We start from the raw sequence: 22641 nt of genomic DNA, 5'->3' as shown, positions 1-22641 counted from the left end.
GTTCTTCTTCTCATTTTTAGTGTAATTAATGTCTGTGTTTGAGTAATTAGTGGCTCAATGTATTGATAATATGCGTAACTTTGCGGCAGATAATTAAAATAGCAAATCAAGTATGCTGGTTCGTTTTATAAAGAACTGGACGTTGCCTTTGGCAATGCTTGCCGGTACTTTGGGATATTTCTTTTTTGCAGACATTCCTTTTGTGGCGCCTGCCAAACCTTATGTGAATGTGTTAGTGGCTTTCCTGACTCCACTTTTGATTTTTTCCCAACTTCTGCTCACTTTCTGTAAGGTGGAGGTGCATGAACTGAAACCCAAATCGTGGCATGGATGGTTACTGCTGTTCCAGACGGTTTCTTGCTTGATTGTTGCGGTATTGTTGGTGTGTTGTCCTATGGAGGAGGTCTACCGGGAAGTGTTTGAAGGTGCGATGGTCTGTCTCATTTGTCCCACTGCAACCGCTGCGGCTGTCATTACCGGTAAACTGGGTGGAAGCGCATCCAGCCTGACGACCTATACGTTGTTGTCCAATCTTCTGGCGGCTGTGGCTGTTCCTTTGGTTTTCCCGTTGGTGGAGCCTCATGCTGACATTACTTTTTTTGTTGCATTCCTGAAAATTCTGAGTAAAGTCTTTCCATTGCTGCTTTGTCCTTTCTTGCTGGCATGGTTTCTGCGTGCGTTTGTGCCGAAGGTGCATCATTTTCTGTTGGGTTTCCATGATGCAGCCTTCTATTTGTGGGCGGTAGCTCTTGCCATTGTCTCAGGGCAGACGGTACGTTCATTGGTCAATAGTGATGCACCGGTATTTGTTGAACTGCTGATAGCCCTGGCGGGACTGATAACCTGCTGTATACAATTCTATTTGGGAAAGAGAATCGGCGGTCATTATGGTGAGCGCATCAGTGGAGGGCAGGCGCTGGGGCAAAAGAATACGGTGCTTGCCATCTGGATGGCATATACTTATCTTAATCCGTTATCTTCCGTCGGTCCGGGATCGTATGTGCTGTGGCAAAACATCATCAATAGTTATCAGCTGTGGAAGAAAAGGAAAAATGAGACGGAATAACTGCTGAGTATTTTACATCTTATTTGCTTTATGGACATAGAGGGTGGTTGCAACAATTATCAGTACAAATGCCATAATGAGGAATATTATCCGGATAAGACGATGTTTTGAAAATAGGTTGGCCATGCAGGCAGAAGCCACGCTGAAACGGGCTATTATAGAATCAATTGTGGCGTTTTCGAAAAAGACTGATGCAATACTCCATAGTGCAATAATGGTTAATATAGCATTGGCTGATAAACAAAGAATTTTATCAAGTGGCATTCTAAATACTTTTCTTGTTCTCATATATAGGACTCTATGTTTAACTCCTTTCATTCCTGCCTTTCGCTGAATCAGCCAAAGGATAGGGCAAAAATAAAAGAGAACTTCCTGACAGAATCAATATTGTCTTGGAATATTGTTAAATGATTGAATTTCTAAACCTATGTTTATTCTTTGCTGTCAAAACTCTGTTTGTGTCTGATGCGGCTCATGTGAATAGGGGTTATTTTCAAGTAAGACGCAATTTCTTTTAGGGGTACCATTTGTAGGATTTCTGGACATTTTTTAAGAAGTTGGAGATAGCGTTCTTCCGATGTAAATCTGAACAAATCCAAGTAACGTGAATACGACTGAAAAAATAATTGTTCGGCTGCAATACGGGCTATTCGTTGATTTTCTTTGTTCTCTTCAAATTCTTGTAGAAGTAATTCGGAAGAACAGATGTAGATTCTACATGGGGTTATTGCTTGTATATTCAATTCAGATTTTATGTCGTATAAACAATTGGGATAATCAGAGATAAATTCATTGGCAAAAGAAAAACCTACATTATATGTTTTGTTTTCAGTTTGGTTGATGCAGGTATATTTGATTACACCGGATACAATAAACCCGAAGAAAGAACCGACTTCTCCCTCTCGGAGGATAAACTCATTTCTTTTATAATACCGTAGTTCTCCGTTTCTTAAACACAGTTCCCTAAAAAAGTCAGTGTCTATATTGCCCATGTATGAATTAAAATCTGTCATTTACAACACATGTTTTTCGAAAGGTACAAAATTATTGTTTTATTCCTGATTTTCTGTCATTGTTGGTAAGCTGGTCGTGGACTCTCTCATTATAATACTTTAAAAATTTAACTTCACCTACGTTTTTTAAAAGCTTTTGGTTTTCAATGAAGTTTTGTCCGTATTTTAGCCAACGTTTGGTAAATCTTTTGAATTTAGTACATGGGAAATCAGAACATTGGAAACAATGTGTTATTCTTTTTTCCAAGCAACATAAATGGAATGTTTTACATTTTTCACAGCGAGAACCATTCTGTTCTGCTCCTTTGCAGGGACTTTTTTCTCTTGTGTATATGGGACAACCACCACAAAAGACACCACAAGCAGGAATACGTCCGTTATACGATTTCATTCAGCCAGCCTTTTCGCCATCCAAAAATTGGTGAGATAAAGTTGGTTGGCTTTGCGTTTCTGTTCCACTTCTACTATATAGCCTCTTTTCTCAAAGAATGGACGGGCTGTCAGGCTTACTTCTGATGTAATTCGCATGATTCCTCTTGCGGTTGCATACCGTTCTATCTCATTTAGAAGTATGGTAGCAATGCCTTTACCTTGAAAATCTTTATGAACAAACATAGAATGCAAATATCCTTGGTGGGTAATGGATGAAAAGCCGACAATCTGTGACTGTTGATTGGTTGCCACAATAAAATAATGTGTCTTAATCATGTCTTTTATGCGGGAGAGGTCGTTTCCGCACGATGCCCAATCTGCCACTTCTGCTTCTGAATAGTCACGTTTGTTTATATGGAGGACTGTCTCTTGAAACAAACTCATAAGTTCAAGGGCATCAGGCTGTTGGGCAATTCTAATTGTAAAATCTGTATTCATGTTTTTAAGTGCTAAAATGTATGCTTTTAGATGTTCCATGTTCTAACAGAAAGTCTTTCAATGTATTTATTGTGTTTGCAAAGATAATCTTTTCATTTCTAATTTATTGGTTTAGGAAAATCAAGTTGTTGATTCTCTGCTTCGAATATAAAAAGTATGCGAATTTTTATGAAGCATGGGAATCTGCTTTCAATCGCCAGCCAATGGCTGATGAATTTAACCGGGTAGATTTCTTGCCAATTGGTTTCAGACCTGCTTATAAGAACAATTTATAACAAAGTACTCCCAATAAAAGCAAGACTAAAGCACATGCTGCAAGAATCGTCTTTGCCCTGAATAGATGTTCTTTATCTGACAATTCCTTTTCAGTAGTATTTCTTCGGATTTTTTCTATTTCCTCAATGGTTACATCGGCTCTCTCAGGACCTTTCCTTTCTACAAGGTATTTGTAGTGCTCCCGCATCCGTCCTCTGCTCAACTTGCGGAGAGCACGGTTCTCTTTATCCCTTTGTAGCATGTCATTGATGCAGCCTAATGTTCCCATAAGCAGATTTTTATCATGTGTAAGCAAAATGGTTTGCTTGCACGTGTACTAAGATACGGCATTTATGTCGCTTTCGCAAGCGATTTTGTGTTTTTTGATATAAACTGATGTGACGATACGATTTTGATAGTTATGTTAACTCATTGTCTGCCAGAGAGTAATTTTGCCAACCCATTGTCATGCTTTTGGCAAACTTTTGCCATGCCTATGGCAAAGTCTTGCCAATAGGGTGGCAAAATCTTGCCAACTTGTCGGCAAGAAAGACACACACTGTTCCCTATACCTTTATTATAGTGTGATAGCGTGACAAGTGTTTTTCCTTTTTAAAACTTTTGTGTAGAATGATGATGGGCTTCTTTTATTCTGTTTTGCCGGACGGCATCAGCAGTTCTTCTTCATTGTAGCGCGGTCGGTCCTTCACCTCAATGTATATTTTGCCGATGTATTCGCCTACAATCCCCAGCGACACAAGTATCACACCTCCTACCAGCCAGACGGAAATCATCAGTGATGACCATCCGGGGACGGCGTTATGCTGTGTGTAAGAGTGAAGTGTCCATCCGGTGACACACAGTGCCACAAGAATAAAGATGCAGCCTATCCAAAAAATCATACGGACCGGTTTGACGGAAAAGGAAGTGATACCGTCGATGGCAAAATTAAGCATCTTCCGGAAAGGATACTTTGATTCTCCGGCAAAACGCTTGTCACGATTGTAGTACACGCTGTCCGTCTGGTAGCCGATGAGGGGAACCAGCCCCCGAAGAAAAAGGTTGCGCTCGCGGAAGCGGCATAGGTGTTGTATAGCCCGCTGGCTCATCAGGCGGTAGTCGGCATGGTTGTAGACGGATTTTACCCCCATTGCCTTCATCAGCCGATAAAAGACCAAAGCGGTGTTGCGTTTGAAGAAAGTGTCGGTCTTCCGTTCTTTACGTACGCCATAAACGATGTCATTGCCCGCTTTATAGCTGTTTATCATGTCCGGAATCACCTGGATGTCATCTTGCAAGTCTGCATCAATGGAGATGGCTATCTCGCAACGCTCTTTTACTGCATTGAGTCCTGCTAGCAGGGCATTCTGGTGTCCTACGTTTCCTGCCAGGTTCAGTCCGCAGGCATAGGCCGTATTTTGGTGCAGTTCTTTGATGATAGCCCATGTCTGGTCGGTGCTTCCGTCGTTTACATATAATATATAGCTTTCCGGGGAAATTTGCCGGGCTTGTATCAGCCGGTCGAATAATTGGCTCAATCGTTTATGGGTTTCATGCAGCACTGCCTCTTCTTTGTAGCAAGGTACGACAACGGCGAGTATGGGAGAGTTTTCCATCATAGAACAAATCTTTTTGCAATATTCGTAAGAAATCGGGAGAAAAACAAATTATCACTCTTTTCTTTTGAAAACGAAACGTACGAGTAAGAAGTTGACCGGAATGGCGATGGCGAAAACCGGAATGGGGGCCAGAGGTTTGGGGATGCCCATCCAGAGAGAGAGGTTCAGCAACCCCATGTGTAGCAGATAGCTGCATAAGTGTGCCCCTCCAAATCCGAAGGCTTTTCTCCATGAGGGCTTTCGGCCGAAGGTAAAGTAAGCAGTCAGATAGAAATTGGCGATGAAGCTGAGAGCATATCCCAGTGTATAGGCTATGTTTACATTGATAACCCGTTGTAATACAAAATACAATCCGTAGTGCAGAGCTGTCGCAAAGATGCCCACCATTACGAAGCGTACAAATTCCGGTAGTTGTTTCAGCCGCTTCATCTTAACATTAAATATCTACTCTCTGTTGCCATTATCATTGGGGCGGCAAAGTTAGGCATTGTTTCAGAATTATTTGTAATTTTGCTTTGCGAAATTAAGCTGCATCTCAGCAAATTGCAAATAAATTTGCATCTGCTTTCGGTTTGCGCTATCTTTGCGTCCAGAAAACATAAAAAACAAATAAGGTATGTCGGACAGAAAGAAGGCGTTCTGGTTTATTGCGCTGCTGAGTGTGCTTGTGGTTGTTCCCTTTCTGGGAGAAACCATTTTTTATTCCAAGGGGGAACCGCGGGAGGCGATTGTTGCCCTTTCTATGCTGGAAAGTGGAAACTGGATACTTCCGGTGAACTATGGTACTGATATTGCTTATAAACCCCCTTTCTTCTACTGGTCAATAGCCGCCGTCTCTTCCCTTTTTGGAGAGGTGACGGAGTTTTCCGCCCGTTTCCCGTCTGCATTGGCTTTTTTAGCCATGCAGTTGATGTTCTTTGCCTTTGTGGCAAAACGTAAAAACGTTCAAACGGCGTTTCTGGCCTCTATTCTTCTTTTGTCTTCTTTCGAGGTGCATCGGGCGGCTGTCGCTTGTCGGGTCGATATGGTTCAGGTTGCCTTTATCGTTATTTCCCTTTGTCTGCTGTTCCGCTGGGATGAGAAGGGATGCCGCGGAGTGCCCTGGCTTGCGGTGTTGCTGATGGGATGTGCCACGTTGACCAAAGGGCCGGTAGGCTCCATATTCCCTTGCGCGTGTATCGGTGTGTATCAGTTGTTGCGCGGACGTTCTTTCTGGAAAGCGTTTTTCTCGTTGGTAGGTATCGGCTTGCTTTCTTTTGTTCCTTATTTAGCTTGGGTATACGTAGCTTACAGACAAGGTGGACAACCGTTCCTCGATTTGGTTCTGGAGGAGAATACCGGGCGGTTTATGGGCAAAATGTCCTACGAGTCCCATGAAAATCCTATATGGTATAATTTCCTGACTTTGATTTGGGGATGGATTCCCTGGACGTTGGTTCTGGTAATTTCCTTGTTTGGCTTGAAGTGGAAAAACATGCGTTGTCTGCCGGAAGGGGAGACCCTGCTGTTGCGGTTGAAGAAGGGCTGGACTGCTTTCCGCAACCAGTCTCCGGTACAATTGTTCACGTGGCTGGTCATTCTGATAATCTTTGTCTTCTACTGCATCCCCAAGAGTAAGCGGAGCGTTTATCTGCTTCCCATCTATCCGTTTATGGCAGTGCTGATAGCTGAGTATCTGTTGGCTTTGGTACAAAAGGGGGCACGAGTTTTCAGGATTTGTGCAATCATCTTTGCTTCTTTGGGCTTGTTGCTTACGCTTGTTTTTGTCGTAGTTCGTCTCGGCCTGGTTCCCGACAGTGTTTTTGGAAGCGGACGCCATGCCGCTGAGAATGTAGCCTTTATGCATGCGTTGGAGGATGTGGCTTTGTCTGTTCCCAAGTGGCTCCTGGTAGCGCTTCCCGTAGTAGCCGCTGTCTGCACATTACGCATGGTGATAAAGCGTGCGGATAGCCGGTCATTATTATATGGCATAGCAGGATGTATGCTCTGCCTTTTCGTATCATTGGATTCGGTTTATCAGCCCACGGTGCTGGCTGTGAAATCAGATAAACATTTGGCTGAAAGGGTCAATACGTATGTTCCGGAAGGTGTGGTCTATTCTTACTCGAAAATGAGTTTCTATGGTGTTAACTTCTATCTGAAAGACCGCATGCGGCACATTGAAAAGGAACGTCCGTCCAGCGAGGAGGGCTATTTGTTGGTTCCCGTAAAGGAGGAGGAGAATATGTTGGGAGAGCTGGAACAGACGTATCATCTGGAAAAGATATTCCGTACAGACAGACGCAGTTGTGATATGCGTAATGAAATCTGCATGTATAAATTTAGGGCGATTGACATTCATAACCCATAATTTATAACTCATAACTCATAACTTAAAATGAATCCGATAGATATCATTAACAAATATTATCCGGAAGAGAATGAGTTGCGGCATATACTGTTGACGCACAGCCGTTCCGTAGCCGACAAGTCGTTATGGATTGCCGACCGCCATCCGGAACTTTCATTGGATAAGGATTTTCTGTACGAGGCTGCCATGCTGCACGATATAGGCATTTTTCTTACAGATGCGGCAGGTATCCATTGTTTTGGCGACAAGCCTTATATCTGTCACGGTTATTTGGGAGCCGACCTGATACGCGGCGAAGGCTATCCCCGCCATGCTTTGGTTTGTGAACGCCATACGGGTGCCGGACTTTCATTGGAGGGAATCATTGCGCAGGATTTGCCCGTACCGCATCGTGAAATGGTTCCGGTCAGCTTGGAAGAACAAGCTATCTGTTTTGCCGATAAGTTTTATTCAAAAACTCATTTGGAAAAGGAGAAAAGTGTAGAAAAAGCCCGAAAAAGTTTGGAACGTTATGGTGAAGAAGGGGTACGGCGCTTTGATAATTGGTGCGAACAGTTCTTGTAGCAATCTAAATTTCTTTAAAAAGGGAGATTATCCGTATAAATTATGTACTTTTGCCCCTCCAAGCGTAAACTATTAGTTAATGACGCCATTGAAAGCAAATACATTCATATCATTCATACTACTATTCGTCTTGCTTCTTCTCTCTGGTGGGGCTGCTTCTCAGCGCCGTAGAACGAAGGTCGCGCCTCCGAATGTTCAGCGGACAGACACGTTGCAGGTAGGGGATAGTTTGCAGATGGGAGTCTCCCTGCAAGGGGGAAAGGGGCTTCCTGCCGATTCGTTGCAACAAGATACGGTAGCGGCTGCGCCTCCCAAGAAGGATGCATTGGATGCTCCCGTAGCCTACGAAGCCAATGACTCCATTGTATTTACGCAGAGTGGCTTTGCCCATCTTTACGGCCAGGGAAAGGTGAGTTATCCGGGTGCTGACCTGGAGGCTGATGTCATCTCTATGGATATGGACAACAGTACGGTTTTTGCCCGTGGCGTGGTCGATTCTGTAGGAACAGCCAAGGGAAGACCGGTCTTCAAAGACGGGGACACCTCCTACGAAACCGATACTATCCGTTATAACTTCAAGAGTAAAAGAGGTCTTATCAGCAATGTTGTCAGCCAGCAGGGCGAGGGATACGTGACCGGTAATAATGCCAAGAAAGGGAATAATGATGAACTCTATATGAGGAGCGGTCGTTACACGACTTGTGACCATCATGACCACCCCCATTTTTATATGCAGATGACTTATGCCAAGGTACGTCCGAAAAAGAACGTGGTGACGGGACCTGCCTATCTGGTAGTAGAGGATGTGCCGCTTCCGCTTGCCGTTCCATTTTTCTTTTTCCCGTTTTCTAGCAGTTACCAGTCCGGTTTTCTGATGCCTACCTATATGGATGACTCCAATCGTGGCTTCGGTCTGACGGACGGTGGATATTACTTCGCCATCAGTGACCAAATGGACTTGAAGCTGCGGGCGGATATCTTCACGAAAGGTTCTTGGGCGCTGAATATGGAGTCGAACTATGTGAAGCGTTACAAATATTCCGGTTTGCTGCAGGCAAGCTATCAGGTGACCAAGACCGGTGACAAAGGCTTGCCCGACTACTCGGTTGCCAAAGACTTCAAGGTGGTGTGGTCTCACCGGCAGGACCCGAAAGCGAGTCCGAATTCTACCTTTTCTGCCAGTGTGAACTTTGCTACCAGTAGTTATGAGCGTACCAATATCGGCAATATGTACAACTCCCAGGCAATGTCGCAGAATACCAAGACTTCCAGTGTCAGCTATTCGCGTAACTTTCCCGACCAGCATCTGAGCATCTCCGCTTCAGGTAATATTGCCCAGACCATGCGCGACTCCTCTATCGCGGTGACTTTACCGGACATGACCATTTCCTTGAGTACCATTTTCCCTTTCAAGCGCAAACATGCAGTGGGAGATGAAAAGTGGTATGAGAAGATTTCCGTTCGCTATACTGGCCGTGTGAAGAACAGTATCAAGACGAAGGACAATCTGTTGTTCAAGAAGAACCTGATACGCGATTGGGAGAACGGTATGCAGCATGAGATTCCGGTAAGTGCCACGTTTACTTTGTTCAAGTACTTCAATGTGACGCCTACCGTAAACTATACGGAGCGTTGGTACACCCGCAAGGTGAAGAAGGACTGGGACGATGAGCAAGGCAAGGAGGTGAATGATACGACCTACGGTTTTCACCGTGTATACGACTACAGTGCCAGTCTGGGTATCAATACCAAAGTTTATGGTATGTACAAGCCATTGTTCATGAAGAAGAAGGAGATACAGATACGTCACGTCATCACTCCCTCCATCAGTTTCAGCGCTGCGCCCGATTTCACTTCGTCCCGTTTTGGCTATTATGACTCTTATATAAAAGACCAGAACGGCATTCGCGATACCGTGCAGTATTCCTATTATGCCGGTCAGGTGTTCAGTCCGCCAAGTGGAGGAAAGCAGGGGCTTATCAGTTTCAATATCTCCAATAACCTTGAAATGAAGTTCAAGGATAAGAATGACTCTATCCGCAAGGTGAGCCTGATTGACGATTTGAGTATGGGTATCAGTTACAACACGGCTGCCCAGGTGCGTCCTTGGAGTGACTTGAGCTTTAATCTCCGTCTGAAGTTGAGCAAGAGTTATACGTTGAGTATGAGCTCTACCTTTGCCACTTATGCTTACGAGTTTGATGAGAACGGAAGGGTGGTGCCCGGTAACCGTACGGAATGGTCGTATGGCCGTTTCGGTCGTTGGTCGGGATATGGTACGTCGTTCAGTTGGACCGTGAACAATGATTCGTGGAAGAAAATAAGGAACTTCTTCACCGGTCAGAAGGATGACGAGGAGCAGGACCAAGACCAGAATGCCTCGACGGAGGGAGACAGTGACATGGAGGGCGAAACCACCGAGGACGGCACTCCGAAGAAGAAGAAGAAGGAAAAGGCTGCTGCCGATGCTGACGGCTATCAAGTATTCAAAATGCCTTGGTCCATCAACTTCAGTACCGGTTTCAATATAACGGAAGACACCAGTAAGCCCATTAATCGTAAGAACATGCGCTATCCGTACAAATTCAGCCTGAATTCCCTTAATATAAACGGTAACGTCAAGCTTACCAATAAATGGGCTGTCAGCTTCAATTCCGGTTATGACTTCAATGCGAAGGAGATAACGCAGACCGCTTTCAACATCACACGTGACCTGCACTGTTTCAGCATGACGGCTGCCATATCACCTTTCGGACGCTGGAAATACTATAACTTTACCATCCGTGCCAATGCAAGTATCCTGCAAGACTTGAAATGGGAACAGAGAAGCCAGACTCAGAGTAATATTCAGTGGTATTGATGTTTACCAAATTATTTCCGTCTCTCCATGTTCCCGCAAATACTCGTTTGTTTTGCTGAAATGCTTGTTCCCGAAGAAGCCGTTATAAGCGGATAGGGGAGATGGATGTGCCGAGGTAAGTACCAGATGTCGGCTACGGTCGATGAATGCCCCTTTACGTTGGGCGTAGGCTCCCCAAAGAATAAATACAAGATGCTCTTTTTCTTCGGCGAGAATGCGGATAGCCGCATCTGTAAATGTTTCCCAACCTCGGTTTTGGTGAGAACCGGCTTGGTGTGCACGTACGGTGAGGGTAGCATTGAGCAGCAATATGCCTTGCTCTGCCCAGCGTGTCAGATTGCCGGTAGTGGGGGCATCAGTGCCAATGTCATTTTTTATTTCCTTGAAAATATTAAGTAAGGAAGGAGGGAAAGGAACACCGTCATTTACGGAGAAACAAAGTCCGTGTGCTTGTCCCGGACCATGATAGGGGTCTTGACCGATTATCACGACTTTTACTTTGTCAAAAGGGCATAGGTTGAATGCATTGAATATCAGCTTTCCCGGAGGATATATTGCATATTTCCCATATTCGTCCCGTACAAAATCAGTCAATGTACGGAAATAATCTTTCTCAAATTCAGGTTGCAGATGTGCTTTCCAGCTTTCTTCTATTTGAACATTCATAATTGGATCTGTTAGTAGTTTCGGATGCTAAAGTACAAAATAAAAAATAAAGTCCAACCTTTTGAGGGGGTGAACTTTATATTATATGACGGGATAAATGTATATCAAATCAGGTGTATATTGTGTTCCTTGCACTCTTTGCGCATATCTTCCGGCCAGATACTGGCTTGTATCTCACCGATATGCGCCTTGCGCAGATAGAACATACAGAGGCGGGACTGCCCTATACCGCCACCGATGGAAAGCGGCAGTGTATCATTCATCAAGCGTTTGTGGAAGTAAAGTTCCAGGCGTTCCTCTTCGCCTTCCTCTTTGAGCTGGCGAAGCAGGGCTTCCTTGTCTACGCGGATACCCATGGAGGAAAGTTCGATGCTGCGTTGCAGGATGTGGTCCCATAGCAGGAGGTCACCGTTCAGTCCGGGGAGGTCGTTCAGCCCTTTGCTGGTATAGTCGTCGTAGTCCGGGGCGCGTCCGTCGTGCTTCTTGCCGTCGCTCAGCTTGCATCCGATACCGATGATGAACACTGCACCGTATTTCTTGCAAATGGCATGTTCGCGGCATTTGGGTTCCAAGTCCGGATACAGTTGGCGCAATTCTTCGGCATGGATAAAGTGAAGTTTCTGGGGCAGGCAAGGCTTGATTTGCGGATACATCTCATATACCATATATTCTGTGCGCACCATAGCTGCATAGATACGGGTTACTATCTCCTTGAGGAATTCCACATTGCGGTCTTCGGCAGTAATGACGCGTTCCCAGTCCCACTGGTCTACATAAAGGGAATGCAGATTGCCCAGTTCTTCATCGGCACGGATGGCATTCATGTCTGTGTAGATGCCATATCCCGGTTCGATATGGTATTCGGCAAGCGTGAGGCGTTTCCATTTGGCGAGGGAGTGCACCACTTCAGCTTTGGCGTCGCCCAAATCTTTGATAGGGAAAGTTACGGCACGTTCCACTCCATTGAGGTCGTCATTGATACCCATTCCTTTCAATACGAACAGTGGAGCTGTCACACGTCGCAGGCGCAGTTCGGAAGAGAGGTTCAATTGGAAGAACTCTTTAATTTGTTTAATCCCTAATTCAGTCTGTTTTAGGTCCAATAAAGGTTTGTAACCTTCAGGTGTTATCAGGTAGCTCATAAATTTATTCAGTATAACTTCTATTAAATTGCTCGGCAAAGATAGGAATAATATTGATACTTGCTTCTGTTTTGTGGGAAAAAAGAACAAAATGTTTGTGTAATTGCGGTTAGTCTTCTCAAAGTAATAATAAAAATATTCCTCGGTTTGATATAAAAAGCGTTTGAATGTTAGGAATCTGCTAATTTTTTTATACTTTTGCATCCACATTTGGCTCCGTAGCTTAGTGAATAGAGCGTCAGATTCCGGTTCTGAAGGTCGTGCGTTTGAATCGCACCGGGGTCACAAAGAAAGGAACTCCCTTTGCATGAATACTTTGCAAAGGGAGTTTCTTTTTATACAATACATCCAGAAAAGTCAACCATACGGTTCTCTTTCTTGTTATAATTTCCATAGAGTTAGAGGTATGAAACAAATAATATTTATTTTTGCAATGTTAATGACTTGTCTGTCCTATGCCGGTAAGCCGGAAGGACGGTCAGAAAGGAGAACAGACATGAAACCAATGAAAGAGATTTATCTGGCAGGAGGATGTTTTTGGGGTACCGAACATTTCCTGAAACAAATAGAAGGTGTGGAGGCTACCCAGGTGGGATATGCCAATGGAAATATAGCCAATCCTACCTATCAGCAGGTATGTACCGGTACCACGGACTTTGCCGAAACCGTAAAAGTACAGTATGATCCCGATGAGGTGGACTTGCCTTTCCTTATCGACCTTTATTTCAAAACGATTGACCCTACCAGCCTCAATAAGCAAGGGGGGGATAGAGGTACACAGTATCGCACGGGTATCTATTATACGGATACCGCCGACCTGCCCGTTATTCGTGAAACCGTTGACCGGCTGGCTGCCAACTACTCCCGTCCGTTGGTTGTAGAGATAGAGCCTTTGAAGAACTTCTATCTCGCCGAAGATTATCATCAAGACTATCTGGACAAAAATCCTGGTGGATATTGCCACATTAACCCCACCTTGTTCGACCTGGCACGTAAAGCGAAGATGAAGAAAGAAGGAGATGGCGAGTATTTAAACCTGGAAAAGTAACGGACAATGGATATACTGTTAATAAGTAATGAAGATACGTGCCGCAGCCGTATCGCGCAGGAACTCCTGCATGCATTTGGCAGGGGAATGAATATCTCTACGGCAGGAATTATGGAGGGGAACTGCGTTCCCGATGCCGTGTGCAATGTGATGGAACAGAATGGTTTCAGCGTGTCTCGCAAGAAACCGTCTGGTGTCGGGACCTATACGCACCGGTCGTGGGACTACGTGATTACCCTATGTAAAGAAGCCGGAGAAGAACTGAAATTTATCACTCTGGATGCCAAGCAGCAGGTGCATTTTAATTTTGAAGACCCCTTTAAAAATCGTTTTCAAAATGAAAGTGAGCAGGAGCAACAAATTGCCGCACTCTATGAAACCATGTACCGGCGGCTGTATGAATTTTACCGCGATGAACTGAGTGGGCAGTTGTTACCCCATTGTACGTGCGGTGCAAACACCTATTGCCGTTGTGAATAGTGAAATATGTGTTTTTTTTGAAGCAATCTCTTGACTCGTCCCTAAGGGCAGGACCTATCTTTGCATCATAAACAAAATGTGCATGAGTTTATGAAGAATAAAATGAAGTTTAAAATCGGAGAGTTTTCCAAACTTTGCCAGGTGACCGTTAAGACGCTTCGTCATTATGAAGAGATAGGATTGATGATACCCGTTGAAGTGGATGAGTGGACGGGGTATCGCTATTACGACATCAGCCAGCTCCGGTGTATGAGCCGTATTGTTTACCTCAAGCAATTAGGGTTCAGCCTCGAAGAGATATCCGAGTTGTTTGCCGATGGCAAGGAATTTCCGGATGCTGAATTGTTGAAGGTTAAAATAGAACGTTGCAAAAACGAGATTGAACACTTGATATGGCGGCAGACCGAACTTGCCAAATTGGAAAATTTACTCCATAAACAAGAGAATGTTATGGAAAAAGTGTTTAAGAAATCCCTCCCTTCAAGAATTTTTGCTACCCATCGCCGTAAAATAGACTCTTATCAGGAGCTGTTCAATCTTTGTCCGAATATCATCGGGCCTGAAATGTACCGTTTGGGTTGTGAATGTCCTGCCCCGGAATATTGTTTCACGGTGGAATATAATGAGGAATATGGGGTTGATATTGATATCGAGTTTTTTGAAGCGGTGGCTGAACGCAAGGAAGATTCGGAACTGATTAAATTCAAGGAACTTCCGGAAGTGCCGGTTGCGCTCTGTGTCAACCATTACGGTGCTTATGAGCATATGCCCGAAACTTTCGCCGAGCTTTTTGCGTATGCCGAGACAAATGGATACGAGGTCATTGACCGTGCCCGGTTTTGCCATATTGACGGCATTTGGAACAAAGAAACGGTGGATGAATGGATGACGGAAATTCAGTTGCCCATCAAACTTTCTTAATCAGCCTTTGATTTCTGCGGAAAGCTTTCAACCGTGAGAATACCTAAAAATAGGGATAGGTAGTCAACTTATTTTCTGCGAACTTTGCAGACTGAAAAAAGAATTGAAATGAGAAGCCTGCATATTCTGTTTATATTGGTAGTTGTCACTTGGCTCGGTTTTCCGCTGAGAGCGCAAGAAGCTATTTCTATCGGGACTCGCCACACTTTGTTTTCGCATGTCTTGAATGAGGCTAGAGAATATTGGGTGTATGTACCTGCAACCCGCCCGGGTGAAAAAGAGGAAAGTTATCCGGTTCTTTATTTGCTGGACGGTGATTCTTTTTTTCATTCGGTGGTAGGTTTTACTCGCTTGTTTTCCACCTCCAAAGTTTCTTCCTTACCGCCCTGTATCGTTGTGGCTGTCCTGAATACAAACAGAACCAGAGACTTTACGCCAACCTGTTCCGCTGCCCGGCGTGACGGAACTGTCCGTCCGGGCGATAAACCGGAAGGGGGTGGGGCAGGACAATTTTGCCGTTTTCTGACGGAGGAGCTACGCCTCGCAGTGGAACAAGACTTGCCGGTGAATGGACAACACTTGTTGGCTGGACATTCTTATGCCGGGTTGTTCACGCTGCATGTTTTGCTGAATTATCCCAGTGCATTTGATACATACATCGCCATAGACCCCAGTTTATGGTGGGATAAAGGATGTTTTCAGAAACAGGTAGAACGGCAGGTAGATAAGGTTGACTTTTCAGGAAAGCAACTGTATGTTGCGTTTGCCACTCAGCCGCGTCTTGATAGGAAGCTGATCCACTTTCCCCTGACAGATGATTTTATAGGGAGTGCAGTTCCTCGTATGGAGAAGCGGCATTTGCGGGTGGTATCAAAAAAGTTCCCGGAAGAGACGCATGGAACGGTTGCTCTTCCGGGATTTTATGACGGACTGAAAACGTTGTTCTTCCGTTCTGCGGTTGGAATTTCTCTGCCGAACAAACCTCTCTGAAAAAAACTCTATTTTTCAGTAAGCTGAATGATATGCGCCATTGTACTAAGGAGACTACCTATACCATGGTGAGGTCTGCCAAAATCCTGAAAGCGTCATAGCCTGAGTCGCCTTCCGGCAGGAAGCGCCGAGAAGCGCCATTTCCTTATAAATCAGTATTTTCAGCTCCGGAGAAGGTTGAGTGTCCTTCTCCGGACACACTGATTAAAAAACTGCAAAAGTGCAGCCGGGGCTTCGTTGACTCCGGGCAATTGGAATAGTAGTACAACCACTGTTGTACAATGAGCGCAGCACCATATGCCCTGCTACCGTACGGAAGTGCATAAAAAAAAACAGTTGCCTGGAGAAACCCTCTCCAAGCAACTGTTTTCAGTTTCTTGATACTTTATAATCTACATATTCTAAATCTTTCTTGTCATCAATCGTCAATGTCAATCACCCTCATTTTAGAGTCAAATGTAATTTCCCAACGATTAGACAACTTTATCTCATACTCATTGTCATCGTACTCAATCTGAAGAATTCTTGCATCCGGATAATTGGTCTTTACATAGTTACGTATCGCTTCCGGTACAATCTGTACAGGAACTTCACTTTGTCTGCATCGTACCTCTTTCCATTCCCCCGATTTATCAAATTCTACCTTCTCCCCATTCGTGAACACCACATCATAGCTTTTATAAAACATTCCCGACTCCAATTTAGCCATTGCCACCTTATGGTCTTTAAAATAAGTCTTGATAAATGTCTGCGCCTTCGCCGGCAACTGGCTCACCTCTATCGGCTTATCATTATCCGCCATTACCATTGTGTGCACTGCAAACATACAAACCAACATCATAACTAATTTTTTCATACTTCTCTATTTTTAATAATTAATACTTTATTTGTTTTCTGTATTACAAAGATGGGAAGGAAATCTGGAAAGAATTGGGAAAAAAACTCTATTTTTGGAAATGAAAAAAAATCTATTTTTGAAAATGGGTGTTGCGGCTCTTCACCTATGAATTTTTGTTTGCAATGAATATTATTTAAAGACACAATAGACTATTTTCCAATATCGGTTTATGGATACCTTTCAATATTTTAAAGAAAGGAAGAAAAGTAAATATTTAGGAGATAGATTTGAGGAATGGGTTGTGAAGAACTCCAATATTAGTAAAGATGGTTATTCGGATCTATGTGATAAGAAAATATTTTGGCGGCTTTTAGATTGGAGAGGTGATAAATACATTGAGGGGTATAGGCCTCTGTCTTCATCATCTCCGGATTTGTTGATGGAGTGTGTTACCACAACGAGTACCATTCATGAAGTTGGATATATTATAGCTGTAGAATGTAAATGGCGAAGTAAGATAGGTTTTTATCTCGATATAAAAGACATTGAAAAGTACGAGGGGTATATGAATTCCAATCTGTTGAACCGTCCGATAAAAAACTTGTTTTATGTTTTTGGCTTTGGATGGTGTGGTGACAGTCCGGAATCTGTTTATGTAGTTCCTGCCAGAGAATTGTATGATTATGATAAAGATACCTGTAGAATAACGTTCCCTATTAAAGAAACCGAGAAGGAGAAAATGGGTAGATTGGAGCGCTTTAAGAAGAAAGACAATAGATGTCTTCTGTATATCAAGTAATGGTATTACTTGGTTATATAAGCTCCAATCAACTGTTATATTGTTTGGGTCGCCGTCAATCTTTGTGGCGAAGGCTATTACTGGCATCTAATGCGGTTTGCAACCTTTCCCAGTCGTCACAAAGCGCCTGCATGGACGGAAACAATAAATCTGCTCCGGCATCCAGTAATACCTGCCTGTCCAGCGGACCGGTATTGACTGCTACAGTGAATATGCCTGCTGCTGTTCCGGCTTGTACTCCGATAGGTGCATTTTCTACAACTATAGCTTCATTGGCTTGTACTCCGGCTTTTTCCAGTCCCATCAAATAAGGCTCAGGATGGGGCTTCCCGTATTTCACATCAAAGGCGGTCACCATGTGGTCGCGCTGAAACATACCGGGGAAGTTGTGGACAAGGCGGTTCAGCAGGGAGTGTTGGCCCGAACCGGTGACAAGTACCGGAATAAGTCCTGCCGCTTTTACCTTTTGCAGTACTTCCCAAGCACCCGGCATACGTTCCGGTTCCGGGTGGGTACTGAATTCGGCGCTTTTCTCTGCATAGATGCTTTCTATCATTTCGGGAGTGGCATCCTTGCCATACTGGCGTTGATAAACGATGTTGATGGTGGAGGCTCCGGTACGTCCCTCGTGCATGTATGCCTCTTCACGGCTCAAGTGCAGGCCATGACGTTCCATTACTTTATGCCAGGCATCGGCATGGTAGGGCATGGAGTTGAACAGTACGCCGTCCATGTCAAAAAGAACTGCTTTCAATTGGATGTTGGGATGCCCGTGCTTTTCCAGATAACGGGCGATAGAGTTTTCGAACACTTGGTAGATTGAGGATTAAAAATTAAGAAATGCGGGGTAAATACATTGAGAGTTGAAAATTGAGAAACGGCTGTACAACAAGCGCAATGAAAAGCCGTTTCCCGATTTTCAACTCTCAATTCTTAATTTATCAGAGTCTTGCCTGGATAGCTTTGGACTCTTCTTCGTAGCCGGGCTTGTTCAGTAATGCAAACATATTCTTCTTGTATGCTTCCACACCCGGTTGGTTGAACGGATTGACTCCCAAAATATAACCGCTGATACCGCAAGCTATTTCAAAGAAGTAGAGCAGACCTCCGATGCTTTCTTCATTCAGTGCAGGGATAACGATGCGCATGTTGGGTACGCCGCCGTCAACGTGGGCAAGCTGTGTGCCCAATTCAGCCATCTTGTTCACTTCGTCCACGTGCTTGCCTGCCAGGAAGTTCAGTCCGTCGAGGTTGGCTTCGTCCGAAGGTACTTGCAGGGAGTGCTGTGTCTTCTCCACGGAGATGACAGTTTCGTAGATGGTACGTTCGCCTTCCTGAATCCATTGTCCCATGGAGTGCAGGTCGGTGGAGAAATCTACGGCAGCAGGGAAGATACCCTTGTTTTCCTTACCTTCGGATTCACCATAAAGCTGCTTCCACCATTCGCTTACGTAGTGCAGTTTGGGATTGTAGTTTACGAGGATTTCAATTTTCTTACCGTTCTTGTAGAGCTCGTTACGCGTAGCTGCATAGATGGCAGCAGGATTTTCTGCAAACGGAACATCTTTTCCACAAGCCTTTTCCATGGCAACTGCACCTGCAACCAGTTTCTCAATGTCGAAACCTGCTATTGCGATGGGCAGCAAGCCTACCGGAGTCAGTACGGAGAAACGTCCGCCCACGTTATCGGGGATGATGAAGGATTTGTAGCCTTCGTTGTCGGCCGTTACGCGGGCAGCGCCCTTTTTGGCATCGGTGATGGCAACGATAACCTTCTTTGCCATATCCTTGCCGCGTTGGTCTTCGCATTGCTTTTTCAACAGACGGAACGCCAAGGCCGTTTCAGTGGTAGTACCGGATTTGGAGATGTTGATAACACCGAATTTCTTGTCTTTCAAGTATTCGGTGAGTTCATATAGATAATCTTCACCGATATTGTGTCCTGCATACAGAATGACCGGAGCCGTTTTCTTGTCTTGCAACCAAGTGAAGCTGTTTGACAAAGCCTCTATCACCGCACGTGCACCGAGGTAACTTCCGCCAATACCGGCAACTACTACTACCTCGCAGTTGTCACGCAACGTCTGTGCGGTAGCCTTTAGGTCAGCCAGGTGCTCTTTAGTGATGGAAGAGGGGAGGTGCAGCCAGCCTAAGAAGTCGTTGCCCTTACCGGTACCATTCTCTAATGCTTCCTGTGCAGCCTTTACTTGGGCTTCATAGGCGAAAACGTTTTCTTTGGAGATGAATCCAAGAGTCTTTTCAATGTTCAAACTAATCATAATATTCTAGGTTTTAAATTCAGTATTTCGTTTTATCTTTTTTCGCGCTTACCGGAATGAATCGGTAAGCAGCTTGATTTCAATCGTCGGCGAGATACGCTCATACAGAATGTTGTATACTGCATCTACAATAGGCATGTTGACATGATAATGCTTGTTGATTTCCTTGATACATTTTGTACCGTAATATCCTTCAGCAATCATTTCCATCTCAATCTGCGCGCTTTTCACGGAGTATCCCTTGCCAATCATCGTACCGAATGTGCGGTTGCGGCTGAAATTGGAATATCCCGTCACCAGCAGGTCACCTAAATAAACGGAATCACTTACGTTTCTGTTCAGCGGATGTACCGTTTGCAGGAATCTGTTCATTTCCTGTATGGCATTGGACATGAGCACAGCCTGAAAGTTGTCGCCATATTTCAGACCGCTGCAGATACCGGCTGCAATGGCATATACATTCTTCAGCACCGAACTGTATTCAATGCCGGCAACGTCATTACTGACAGAGGTCTTGATGAATGAACTGGCCAGTTTGCGGGCAATGGTGCAAGCCTTGTCGGTGTCGGGACAAGCAATGGTCAAATAAGAAAGGCGTTCCAGAGCCACTTCTTCCGCATGGCAGGGACCTGCCAATACAGCAATATTCTCAGCCGGGACGCCATATTCCTTAGTGAAATATTCCGAGACAATCAAGTTGTCATCGGGCACAATACCTTTAATGGCAGTGATGATGAATTTATCCTTAATCTTAGTCTTCAGTTTCTTCAAGTGAACCTTCAGATAAGGGGAAGGTGTAACGAAGATGAGCGTATCAGATTCTTTCACGACATCATTGATGTTGGAGTTGAAGTTGATACGCTTGGTATCAAACTTGACGCCCGTCAGGTAGGCAGGGTTATGACCAAGCCGTTTGAAGTCGGCAATACGGTCATCGCGTCGCATGTACCAATTTATAGACTCCGCTTGTGACAGAACCATTTTTGCAATGGCAGTTGCCCAACTTCCTCCGCCCATGATGGCTATCTTACCGGGTAGTTTCATATCGAAATTAATAATTAAAAATTAAAAATTAAAAGAGGGGAAAGGAGTACCTTCCTCCTCCTCTTATCTTTAATCTTGCCTATTTAATTCTTTAATTTTTAATTCTTAATTCTTCCGACCCAGTCAGCAACTTCGTTTACGGTCGGGTTTGCCAGTTCCAATTTATATTTCTTGTTGATACCGCAGATGTCCATGTGGAGTTTTTGCGGATTCACATCTTTCATGTCACTCACCAGGTTGTAGCCGGCTTTCTGGATTACAGCCACCCAGTCTTCGGGGATGCCCAGCTCTGTGTATCGTGCAGGAGCATCTTTGGGGATAACCTTTTCCGGACGCATCTGCGGGAAGAAAAGTACTTCTTGGATAAAGGATTCGCCCGTCATTAACATGGTCAGACGGTCGATGCCGATACCGATGCCCGATGTGGGAGGCATACCGTATTGCAATGCTTTCAGGAAGTCCTGGTCGATGAACATCGCTTCGTCGTCTCCCTTTTCGCTCAAGCGGAGTTGGTCTTTGAAGCGTTCTTCCTGGTCTATCGGGTCGTTCAGCTCGCTGTAAGCGTTGGCAAGTTCCTTGCCGTTCACCATCAGCTCGAAACGTTCGGTCAGTCCCGGCTTGCTGCGGTGCATCTTGGTCAGCGGGCTCATCTCTACGGGATAGTCGGTGATGAAAGTGGGCTGTATGAAAGTACCTTCGCAGAATTCTCCGAAGATTTCATCAATCAGCTTGCCCTTGCCCATGGTGTCGTCAATTTCCATATTCAGTTCCTTGCACACCTGGCGGATTTCGTCCTCGCTCTTGCCTTCGAGGTCGTATCCGGTCTTTTCCTTGATGGCTTCCAGGATGGGCAGACGGCGGTAGGGAGCTTTGAAGCTAATGCTCTTGCCGTCTATCTCGGTTTCTGTGCAGCCGTTTACGGCGATACAGATGCGTTCCAGCAATTTCTCCGTAAAACTCATCATCCAGTTGTAGTCCTTGTACTGCACGTACAGCTCCATACAAGTGAATTCCGGGTTATGGTTCTTGTCCATACCCTCGTTACGGAAGTTCTTGCCTATTTCATATACACCTTCGAATCCGCCCACAATCAGTCGCTTCAAGTAAAGCTCGGTGGCGATACGCAGGTAGAGGTCTATATCCAGAGAGTTATGGTGGGTGATGAACGGACGGGCGCTTGCTCCACCGGGGATGGATTGAAGAATCGGCGTCTCCACTTCCGTGTAGCCGGCTTCATCCAGCACAGCACGCATGGTCTTGATGACGGTGGCGCGCTTCAGGAATTTTTCTTTCACGCCGTCGTTCACGATAAGGTCTACATAACGCTGGCGGTAGCGGAGTTCGGGGTCTTCGAAAGAGTCGTAAGCCACGCCGTCCTTATATTTCACGATAGGCAGGGGCTTGATACTCTTTGCAAGTACGGTCAGCTTCTTGGCATGGATGCTGATTTCGCCCATCTGGGTACGGAATACGAATCCTTCGATACCGATGAAGTCGCCTAAATCGAGCAAACGTTTGAACACGGTGTTGTACATCTCCTTGTCCTCGTCCGGGCAGATGTCATCGCGGGTGATATATACCTGGATGCGTCCTTTGGAGTCCTGCAATTCGATGAAAGATGCTTTACCCATGATACGGCGGCTCATGATACGTCCGGCAACGGACACTTGGCGAGGCTCTGCATCGTCGTTGAATTCAGCTTTAATATCGGTAGAGAAAGCATTTGTTACATACTCTGCTGCGGGATAAGGCTCAATGCCCATCGCGCGAAGTTCATTCATACTGTTGCGACGAATGATTTCTTGTTCACTTAGTTCTAATACGTTCATTTCGCTAT

Annotated in this window: 23 protein-coding genes and 1 tRNA gene; 10 read left to right on the top strand and 14 right to left on the bottom strand. The window is 44.9% G+C overall.

Going from position 1 to position 22641, the window contains the following annotated elements; translation table 11 throughout:
- Positions 1 to 112 precede the first annotated feature (112 nt).
- On the top strand, positions 113 to 1066 hold the full coding sequence (locus tag DXD78_RS13980) for a transporter (protein ID WP_009037935.1): 954 nt from the start codon (positions 113 to 115) through the stop codon (positions 1064 to 1066).
- A gap of 12 nt (positions 1067 to 1078) precedes the next feature.
- Here DXD78_RS13980 and DXD78_RS13975 read toward each other — a convergent pair whose 3' ends face one another.
- The 7 genes from DXD78_RS13975 to DXD78_RS13945 form a co-directional block, all read right to left on the bottom strand.
- On the bottom strand, positions 1079 to 1354 hold the full coding sequence (locus tag DXD78_RS13975) for a hypothetical protein (protein ID WP_022401417.1): 276 nt from the start codon (positions 1352 to 1354) through the stop codon (positions 1079 to 1081).
- A 143-nt stretch (positions 1355 to 1497) separates the two neighbouring features.
- Complete coding sequence (locus DXD78_RS13970) at positions 1498 to 2079, bottom strand: Crp/Fnr family transcriptional regulator (RefSeq protein ID WP_005827269.1); 582 nt, start codon at positions 2077 to 2079, stop codon at positions 1498 to 1500.
- A gap of 31 nt (positions 2080 to 2110) precedes the next feature.
- Positions 2111 to 2470 (bottom strand): DUF3795 domain-containing protein, encoded by a 360-nt coding sequence (locus DXD78_RS13965; RefSeq protein WP_057097562.1) that lies wholly within the window; start codon positions 2468 to 2470, stop codon positions 2111 to 2113.
- Positions 2467 to 2949, bottom strand: a complete 483-nt coding sequence (locus DXD78_RS13960; RefSeq protein WP_022401418.1) for a GNAT family N-acetyltransferase — start codon at positions 2947 to 2949, stop codon at positions 2467 to 2469. Before DXD78_RS13960 ends, DXD78_RS13965 begins: the two co-directional genes overlap by 4 nt.
- A gap of 256 nt (positions 2950 to 3205) precedes the next feature.
- Positions 3206 to 3493 (bottom strand): hypothetical protein, encoded by a 288-nt coding sequence (locus DXD78_RS13955; RefSeq protein WP_022401420.1) that lies wholly within the window; start codon positions 3491 to 3493, stop codon positions 3206 to 3208.
- Positions 3494 to 3851: 358 nt separating this feature from the next.
- On the bottom strand, positions 3852 to 4823 hold the full coding sequence (locus DXD78_RS13950) for a glycosyltransferase family 2 protein (protein ID WP_022401421.1): 972 nt from the start codon (positions 4821 to 4823) through the stop codon (positions 3852 to 3854).
- Positions 4824 to 4874: 51 nt separating this feature from the next.
- Complete coding sequence (locus DXD78_RS13945; protein WP_005833184.1) at positions 4875 to 5252, bottom strand: GtrA family protein; 378 nt, start codon at positions 5250 to 5252, stop codon at positions 4875 to 4877.
- A gap of 187 nt (positions 5253 to 5439) precedes the next feature.
- On the opposite strand from DXD78_RS13945, the gene DXD78_RS13940 reads away from it, so the two are divergent.
- The 3 genes from DXD78_RS13940 (at position 5440) to DXD78_RS13930 (ending at position 10597) form a co-directional block, all read left to right on the top strand.
- On the top strand, positions 5440 to 7173 hold the full coding sequence (locus DXD78_RS13940) for a glycosyltransferase family 39 protein (protein WP_022401422.1): 1734 nt from the start codon (positions 5440 to 5442) through the stop codon (positions 7171 to 7173).
- A gap of 27 nt (positions 7174 to 7200) precedes the next feature.
- Positions 7201 to 7737 carry an HD domain-containing protein gene (locus DXD78_RS13935; protein WP_005827246.1) on the top strand — a complete coding sequence of 179 codons (537 nt, stop codon included), beginning with the start codon at positions 7201 to 7203 and terminating at the stop codon, positions 7735 to 7737.
- 79 nt (positions 7738 to 7816) lie between these two features.
- Positions 7817 to 10597 (top strand): putative LPS assembly protein LptD, encoded by a 2781-nt coding sequence (locus DXD78_RS13930; RefSeq protein ID WP_117652788.1) that lies wholly within the window; start codon positions 7817 to 7819, stop codon positions 10595 to 10597.
- 3 nt (positions 10598 to 10600) lie between these two features.
- Here DXD78_RS13930 and ung read toward each other — a convergent pair whose 3' ends face one another.
- A complete protein-coding gene (gene ung, locus DXD78_RS13925) occupies positions 10601 to 11263 on the bottom strand; it encodes a uracil-DNA glycosylase (RefSeq protein WP_005827240.1) in 663 nt (220 codons plus the stop codon).
- A gap of 104 nt (positions 11264 to 11367) precedes the next feature.
- Positions 11368 to 12405, bottom strand: a complete 1038-nt coding sequence (asnA, locus tag DXD78_RS13920; protein ID WP_008664075.1) for an aspartate--ammonia ligase — start codon at positions 12403 to 12405, stop codon at positions 11368 to 11370.
- 212 nt (positions 12406 to 12617) lie between these two features.
- Between asnA and DXD78_RS13915 the strand changes: the two genes are divergently transcribed.
- From DXD78_RS13915 to DXD78_RS13895, 5 genes are all read left to right on the top strand, one after another.
- Positions 12618 to 12690: transfer RNA gene (locus DXD78_RS13915), tRNA-Arg, on the top strand.
- 121 nt (positions 12691 to 12811) lie between these two features.
- Positions 12812 to 13453: a peptide-methionine (S)-S-oxide reductase MsrA gene (gene msrA, locus DXD78_RS13910; protein WP_034522775.1), complete on the top strand. Its 642-nt coding sequence runs from the start codon at positions 12812 to 12814 to the stop codon at positions 13451 to 13453.
- A gap of 6 nt (positions 13454 to 13459) precedes the next feature.
- Entirely contained in the window at positions 13460 to 13933 is a 474-nt protein-coding gene (locus tag DXD78_RS13905) for a hypothetical protein (protein ID WP_005833171.1), read from the top strand.
- Positions 13934 to 14023: 90 nt separating this feature from the next.
- Positions 14024 to 14854, top strand: a complete 831-nt coding sequence (locus DXD78_RS13900) for a MerR family transcriptional regulator (protein WP_005833169.1) — start codon at positions 14024 to 14026, stop codon at positions 14852 to 14854.
- 108 nt (positions 14855 to 14962) lie between these two features.
- Positions 14963 to 15844: an alpha/beta hydrolase gene (locus DXD78_RS13895; RefSeq protein ID WP_009037941.1), complete on the top strand. Its 882-nt coding sequence runs from the start codon at positions 14963 to 14965 to the stop codon at positions 15842 to 15844.
- Between the two features lie 418 nt (positions 15845 to 16262).
- On the opposite strand, the gene DXD78_RS13890 is transcribed toward DXD78_RS13895, so the two are convergent.
- Complete coding sequence (locus tag DXD78_RS13890; RefSeq protein WP_005827221.1) at positions 16263 to 16700, bottom strand: PepSY-like domain-containing protein; 438 nt, start codon at positions 16698 to 16700, stop codon at positions 16263 to 16265.
- A 211-nt stretch (positions 16701 to 16911) separates the two neighbouring features.
- Here DXD78_RS13890 and DXD78_RS13880 point away from each other — a divergent pair, with 211 nt between their 5' ends.
- A complete protein-coding gene (locus DXD78_RS13880; protein ID WP_009037942.1) occupies positions 16912 to 17481 on the top strand; it encodes a hypothetical protein in 570 nt (189 codons plus the stop codon).
- A gap of 55 nt (positions 17482 to 17536) precedes the next feature.
- On the opposite strand, the gene DXD78_RS13875 is transcribed toward DXD78_RS13880, so the two are convergent.
- From DXD78_RS13875 to lysS, 4 genes are all read right to left on the bottom strand, one after another.
- On the bottom strand, positions 17537 to 18292 hold the full coding sequence (locus DXD78_RS13875; RefSeq protein ID WP_009037943.1) for an HAD family hydrolase: 756 nt from the start codon (positions 18290 to 18292) through the stop codon (positions 17537 to 17539).
- A gap of 130 nt (positions 18293 to 18422) precedes the next feature.
- Positions 18423 to 19760: a glucose-6-phosphate isomerase gene (locus DXD78_RS13870; RefSeq protein ID WP_005827213.1), complete on the bottom strand. Its 1338-nt coding sequence runs from the start codon at positions 19758 to 19760 to the stop codon at positions 18423 to 18425.
- 48 nt (positions 19761 to 19808) lie between these two features.
- Positions 19809 to 20804, bottom strand: coding sequence for an NAD(P)H-dependent glycerol-3-phosphate dehydrogenase (locus DXD78_RS13865; RefSeq protein WP_009037944.1), 996 nt, complete (start codon positions 20802 to 20804; stop codon positions 19809 to 19811).
- Between the two features lie 98 nt (positions 20805 to 20902).
- Positions 20903 to 22633, bottom strand: coding sequence for a lysine--tRNA ligase (gene lysS / locus DXD78_RS13860; protein WP_009037945.1), 1731 nt, complete (start codon positions 22631 to 22633; stop codon positions 20903 to 20905).
- Between the last annotated feature and the right edge of the window lie 8 nt (positions 22634 to 22641).

Origin of the sequence: Bacteroides sp. D20 (assembly GCF_003436255.1) — a bacterium.
In the GTDB taxonomy this organism is placed as follows: domain Bacteria; phylum Bacteroidota; class Bacteroidia; order Bacteroidales; family Bacteroidaceae; genus Bacteroides; species Bacteroides uniformis.
The sequence above is the reverse complement of the archived record's forward strand: the minus strand, read 5'-3'. Positions and strand labels throughout refer to the sequence as shown.

Excerpts from the sequence above, each read along its gene's own strand:
- DXD78_RS13980 (WP_009037935.1), top strand. The coding sequence starts at position 113 with ATGCTGGTTCGTTTTATAAAGAACTGGACGTTGCCTTTGGCAATGCTT.
- DXD78_RS13975 (WP_022401417.1), bottom strand. The coding sequence starts at position 1,354 with ATGAGAACAAGAAAAGTATTTAGAATGCCACTTGATAAAATTCTTTGT.
- DXD78_RS13970 (WP_005827269.1), bottom strand. The coding sequence starts at position 2,079 with ATGACAGATTTTAATTCATACATGGGCAATATAGACACTGACTTTTTT.
- DXD78_RS13965 (WP_057097562.1), bottom strand. The coding sequence starts at position 2,470 with ATGAAATCGTATAACGGACGTATTCCTGCTTGTGGTGTCTTTTGTGGT.
- DXD78_RS13960 (WP_022401418.1), bottom strand. The coding sequence starts at position 2,949 with ATGAATACAGATTTTACAATTAGAATTGCCCAACAGCCTGATGCCCTT.
- DXD78_RS13955 (WP_022401420.1), bottom strand. The coding sequence starts at position 3,493 with ATGGGAACATTAGGCTGCATCAATGACATGCTACAAAGGGATAAAGAG.
- DXD78_RS13950 (WP_022401421.1), bottom strand. The coding sequence starts at position 4,823 with ATGATGGAAAACTCTCCCATACTCGCCGTTGTCGTACCTTGCTACAAA.
- DXD78_RS13945 (WP_005833184.1), bottom strand. The coding sequence starts at position 5,252 with ATGAAGCGGCTGAAACAACTACCGGAATTTGTACGCTTCGTAATGGTG.
- DXD78_RS13940 (WP_022401422.1), top strand. The coding sequence starts at position 5,440 with ATGTCGGACAGAAAGAAGGCGTTCTGGTTTATTGCGCTGCTGAGTGTG.
- DXD78_RS13935 (WP_005827246.1), top strand. The coding sequence starts at position 7,201 with ATGAATCCGATAGATATCATTAACAAATATTATCCGGAAGAGAATGAG.
- DXD78_RS13930 (WP_117652788.1), top strand. The coding sequence starts at position 7,817 with ATGACGCCATTGAAAGCAAATACATTCATATCATTCATACTACTATTC.
- ung (WP_005827240.1), bottom strand. The coding sequence starts at position 11,263 with ATGAATGTTCAAATAGAAGAAAGCTGGAAAGCACATCTGCAACCTGAA.
- asnA (WP_008664075.1), bottom strand. The coding sequence starts at position 12,405 with ATGAGCTACCTGATAACACCTGAAGGTTACAAACCTTTATTGGACCTA.
- msrA (WP_034522775.1), top strand. The coding sequence starts at position 12,812 with ATGAAACAAATAATATTTATTTTTGCAATGTTAATGACTTGTCTGTCC.
- DXD78_RS13905 (WP_005833171.1), top strand. The coding sequence starts at position 13,460 with ATGGATATACTGTTAATAAGTAATGAAGATACGTGCCGCAGCCGTATC.
- DXD78_RS13900 (WP_005833169.1), top strand. The coding sequence starts at position 14,024 with ATGAAGAATAAAATGAAGTTTAAAATCGGAGAGTTTTCCAAACTTTGC.
- DXD78_RS13895 (WP_009037941.1), top strand. The coding sequence starts at position 14,963 with ATGAGAAGCCTGCATATTCTGTTTATATTGGTAGTTGTCACTTGGCTC.
- DXD78_RS13890 (WP_005827221.1), bottom strand. The coding sequence starts at position 16,700 with ATGAAAAAATTAGTTATGATGTTGGTTTGTATGTTTGCAGTGCACACA.
- DXD78_RS13880 (WP_009037942.1), top strand. The coding sequence starts at position 16,912 with ATGGATACCTTTCAATATTTTAAAGAAAGGAAGAAAAGTAAATATTTA.
- DXD78_RS13870 (WP_005827213.1), bottom strand. The coding sequence starts at position 19,760 with ATGATTAGTTTGAACATTGAAAAGACTCTTGGATTCATCTCCAAAGAA.
- DXD78_RS13865 (WP_009037944.1), bottom strand. The coding sequence starts at position 20,804 with ATGAAACTACCCGGTAAGATAGCCATCATGGGCGGAGGAAGTTGGGCA.
- lysS (WP_009037945.1), bottom strand. The coding sequence starts at position 22,633 with ATGAACGTATTAGAACTAAGTGAACAAGAAATCATTCGTCGCAACAGT.